The following is a 3,984-nucleotide window of genomic DNA, read 5'->3' on the forward strand; positions in this document are numbered from 1 at the left end:
ACGCACTATTCCTGGTGCGAATGAAATGATTGATATGACGGGGCTTGGTGTAACGACTGTGACAACGTTCTTTTCGGAGACAGGTAATTTGATGAATTACAGTCATTCTCAACAGCTTGTAAATCTCTCAGGATTCAGCTTAAGAGAAAACAGTTCAGGAAAACACAAAGGGCAGACCACGATCACAAAGCGCGGACGGAGTAAATTAAGAAAAGCTCTGTACCTGGCTATAAGGCCTCTTGTGGCCCATAATCCCACGTTTAAGGCCCTGCATCATTATTACACCACACGCCCTAATAATCCGTTGAAGAAACAACAGTCCCTGATTGCCCTGTGCTGTAAATTACTGCGCGTTTTATTCGTTATTGGTCAAAGGCAATGCTCATTTGATGGTTCGAAATTACTGCAAGCCATACCCCAAAACTTTTCAGCACAGGCTGCTTAACTAAACCGAAGGTTTAAAAGACGTAACCTTACTATTAGACAAACACCATCAGTGCAGAGTCGGAGCATATAGAAACCATTCGGGCTAAGACCCAGCAAAGGAGCATATCCGACCTCCACCTCATGGATACGCAGGACGAAGGAATGTATGGCCCATAAGCCGGAGAGACATGGGAGGGTGAGCGACCGTGATACATGTGGAGACCTTAGAGGCACGGTTATACCTTATCTACCAAATATAACCTGTTTGGCCGTTAGGATGGACTTGGGCCTGTAAAAATATATTCCAGTTTCAACATATATCCATATTTATGCGTGAGAATCTTATCTGGTGTTTGTGAAATTGTAAGTATCCGTTAGTATTTAGAAGAAAATTAAACTTTATAGAGGGAGGTCGTTTAACCAAGCATTATGTTTAAGAAGAAAATAAGGAAGTGAACTAATATTAGAAATTTTATAGGGATTTTTGCATTCATAGGATTGTCAGTAATGCTTTTAGGGTGTTCGGCAGATGAAGTCATTAGGGTAGGTAATCCTTTCAGCAATGAAGGTAATGAGGGAGTTACATTTAATAACGAAATTACAGATGAAGAAGCCATAAATAAATTAAGAACTCTTATTCAAAATTCACAGAATACTGATAAACCGAATATGGAAAATGAGGCAGACGCATTCTTTCAACTGGATAGACCTAATAAAAATGTTTCGGAAGTACGGCGTTATATATGGTTTCAAGATGATGGTGGTGCAGTCTTATTTGATGGGGGTTCAAATTACTCTACCTTAACAAAGGCGCAAACTCTTGAGTTAAAAGATATATTAGAACTTCAATTTGCTCCATAAAAGTTACAAAATGTGTTAGCGATAAAAGACTTAATTTTTTCCATAAAACTAGCATAGAAGAAAGTTAAATTTTTGAATTAAATGACAAGAAAAAATGGTATTGCTTTGCAGAAAACTTTTTAAAAGGGGTTTAATAATGAAAGGGAGAGTATTGTTTGGTATTTTTCTAATAATAATTTCTACAGCTTGTTCATCACCTGCACAAACTATTGTCTCTAAAGAAGTAGTCTTTTACGGAGAAGGAGATTATTGGAATGTTAGTTACATATTCAATCCAGAATTGTATGAGGAAAAAAAGGTAAACTGGGTTGAAATTGAATCAAAAGAATTAGAATTTTCTCAGGCAGATATTAATAATATAGACATTAAATTTGAAAGTAGAGATGGTTTGATCACAGGAAATGTTGGAGATATGGAAACAAGCATTGAAGATAACGTTATTTCTTTTTTAGTTGGTTCAGTTAATTTAGAGTCATATGAGCAAGATCAGTATAAAATAACGATTATATTTAAAGACAAACAAGATTTTATAAAGTTGCAGATGAACCGATAATAGTCAACTCATGGGGTGCTTAAGTTAGTAAATGAATGAGAGGTGGAGTTATGAATAAACCCTTTTGGATTCCATTAATAGCTTCATTGGGTTCGATGATAATATTGTTTACAATAGGCGTTGTTGCTAATATAAATATTCTTATGTTTAAAGTTTCACCGTCTTATACTGAAATTTCTTTCTTACCAATTGTAGCCGGTTTATTGATAGGATTTACTACTGAACGCCTTCTAAAAAACAAATATAAAAAAGAAAAAAATTAAGTCTTGTTGTTCTGACGGGAAGAAATAGTTGAAGATCCGGAGAGCTGCATAGGCGGCTTTTTTATTTAGTTCAAAAGTGGAAAATGATGTTAAATTAAGGGGGCCTAAGAACAATAACTGGAATATTTTTCAGAATTATCCGTAAATAAATTGTTAGGAGGGGTTGAAATTGTTAAAATGCCCTCATTGTAATGCAGCATCTTTTAAGTGGAGTGAAATCTTAAAAGCGAATTGGATGTTTAGTACACTTCAATGTAACAATTGCGGAAAGAAATCTAAGATAACATTCTTTTCAAGGTTAATAGTCGTAGCTTTAACAATAGTACCTTTTTTAATCTTTGGTTTGTTTTTGTCTCCGTTCGATAATGTTCTTGGTACAATTTTTGTAGCTATATTAATCGCATTTACTGGCTCACTCCTTACCCCTTATATAGTTAAATATAAGACAGAAGAGAATAGTGCCTCTTGAACGGGGAGCAATAGTTGATGATCCATGAGCTGTATTTTCAGCTTTTTAAATTTCCTGTTAACTGGAAAATGATGATAAGCTAAAAGGGAGTAGAGCTAAGGAAAGAAAATAAAGATTTTTCATTGAATTATGTATTGAAATATATACTAGCGGGCTGGTGGAGCAATGGAGATGAGGTTAGAAAAAGCAACAGAAAACGATGCACAATCAATTTTAGATAGTCAAGTGAAAGCTTTTTTTCCCTTAATGAATAAGTACAAAGATTACGATACTAATCCAGCTAATGAAAATATTGAAACGGTAATAACAAGAATTAATAGACCCAATGGTAATTTTTATAAAATATTAGCTGAAGACAATTTTGTAGGAGCTATCTGTGTATTTTGGAAAGAAAACGCAGAGTTTTGGATAAGTCCAATGTTTATTTTACCTGCTTATCAAGGAAAAGGATTAGCTCAGAAATCTATTACTTTAATTGAAGAAATGTTCCCTCAGGCTATATCCTGGGAATTAGCCACTCTTTTAGAGGAGAAACGTATTTGTTATTTATATGAAAAAATGGGTTTTAACAAAACTGGCGTTAGCAAGAAGTTAAACGATAATACAACTCTTATCTTCTATAAAAAAGTTTGCTAAAACAAGTTGTCGCTGCTCTTGTGCCCGTAATGGGGAGGATTCTTTAAACTGAATTGATAAAGGGTGGTACAGGAATGCGGGATAGAACTTCAGTTGTAATAATAGAAAATAAAAAGTTTGGACTAATAAAAAGAATTAGAGAAGGTATTGTATATTATGTCTTTCCTGGTGGCGGAATAGAAAATGGAGAGACACCAGAAGACGGAGCGAAAAGAGAAGCATTTGAAGAATTAGGAGTAGAAGTGAAGGTAAATGACTGCATTGCAGAGATTAGATTCAATGGAACTCAATACTTTTTCTTATCTGAAATAATTGGTGGAGAATACGGAACTGGGCAAGGCGAAGAGTATATAGATGAGAATAGAAATAGAGGTACGTATGTGCCTATATGGATAGATTTAGATAGAATATCGGCCATTAATGTTAAGCCGAAAGAAGTTGCTTTAATGGTTCAATCCTTATTCTAGTAAAGGGAGGAATACTTGAAGATCCAGGAAGCTGTAAGGCAGCTTTTTCTTAGTTCGTAATTGAAAAATTAAACTAAAGGGAAGACTTCTTCAACAAAGTGTTACTTTTATTAGTTTAACTAAAGAGCAGGATCATACAACAAGAAAAATAAGCAAACGGTAAAATTAGGATATAAAATATAAAAAAGAAGCATTCCTGTAAGAAAGAAATTTGGGGTTTGAACAAAAAAGAGCCCCCTTGGTATGATACGAGGTGTCCAAAGCTGATCAGCGAAAAGGACCCTTAATTGATACCCAAGGAGGACTCGA

7 protein-coding genes are annotated in these 3,984 nt (G+C 34.7%); all 7 read left to right on the forward strand.

Annotated elements, in window-relative coordinates:
* Positions 1-445: transposase (locus tag K8O68_RS15595; RefSeq protein WP_230897758.1), on the forward strand; the 445-nt coding region annotated here is incomplete at its 5' end.
* Positions 446-933: 488 nt separating this feature from the next.
* Complete coding sequence (locus K8O68_RS15600; RefSeq protein WP_230897759.1) at positions 934-1,287, forward strand: hypothetical protein; 354 nt, start codon at positions 934-936, stop codon at positions 1,285-1,287.
* A gap of 136 nt (positions 1,288-1,423) precedes the next feature.
* Positions 1,424-1,840, forward strand: a complete 417-nt coding sequence (locus K8O68_RS15605) for a hypothetical protein (RefSeq protein ID WP_230897760.1) — start codon at positions 1,424-1,426, stop codon at positions 1,838-1,840.
* A 50-nt stretch (positions 1,841-1,890) separates the two neighbouring features.
* Positions 1,891-2,103 carry an ATPase gene (locus K8O68_RS15610; protein ID WP_230897761.1) on the forward strand — a complete coding sequence of 71 codons (213 nt, stop codon included), beginning with the start codon at positions 1,891-1,893 and terminating at the stop codon, positions 2,101-2,103.
* A 169-nt stretch (positions 2,104-2,272) separates the two neighbouring features.
* Positions 2,273-2,572 (forward strand): TIGR04104 family putative zinc finger protein, encoded by a 300-nt coding sequence (locus K8O68_RS21655; RefSeq protein WP_370640537.1) that lies wholly within the window; start codon positions 2,273-2,275, stop codon positions 2,570-2,572.
* A gap of 165 nt (positions 2,573-2,737) precedes the next feature.
* Positions 2,738-3,208: a GNAT family N-acetyltransferase gene (locus tag K8O68_RS15615; protein ID WP_230897762.1), complete on the forward strand. Its 471-nt coding sequence runs from the start codon at positions 2,738-2,740 to the stop codon at positions 3,206-3,208.
* Positions 3,209-3,282: 74 nt separating this feature from the next.
* Positions 3,283-3,675, forward strand: a complete 393-nt coding sequence (locus K8O68_RS15620; protein ID WP_230897763.1) for an NUDIX hydrolase — start codon at positions 3,283-3,285, stop codon at positions 3,673-3,675.
* Positions 3,676-3,984 lie beyond the last annotated feature (309 nt).

This window comes from Salipaludibacillus sp. CUR1 (genome assembly GCF_021028955.1).
GTDB lineage: Bacteria > Bacillota > Bacilli > Bacillales > Salisediminibacteriaceae > Salipaludibacillus.

Bases quoted from the DNA above. Each gene is read 5' to 3' on its own strand.
- K8O68_RS15600 (WP_230897759.1), top strand. From the start codon at position 934: ATGCTTTTAGGGTGTTCGGCAGATGAAGTCATTAGGGTAGGTAATCCT.
- K8O68_RS15605 (WP_230897760.1), top strand. From the start codon at position 1,424: ATGAAAGGGAGAGTATTGTTTGGTATTTTTCTAATAATAATTTCTACA.
- K8O68_RS15610 (WP_230897761.1), top strand. From the start codon at position 1,891: ATGAATAAACCCTTTTGGATTCCATTAATAGCTTCATTGGGTTCGATG.
- K8O68_RS15615 (WP_230897762.1), top strand. From the start codon at position 2,738: ATGGAGATGAGGTTAGAAAAAGCAACAGAAAACGATGCACAATCAATT.
- K8O68_RS15620 (WP_230897763.1), top strand. From the start codon at position 3,283: ATGCGGGATAGAACTTCAGTTGTAATAATAGAAAATAAAAAGTTTGGA.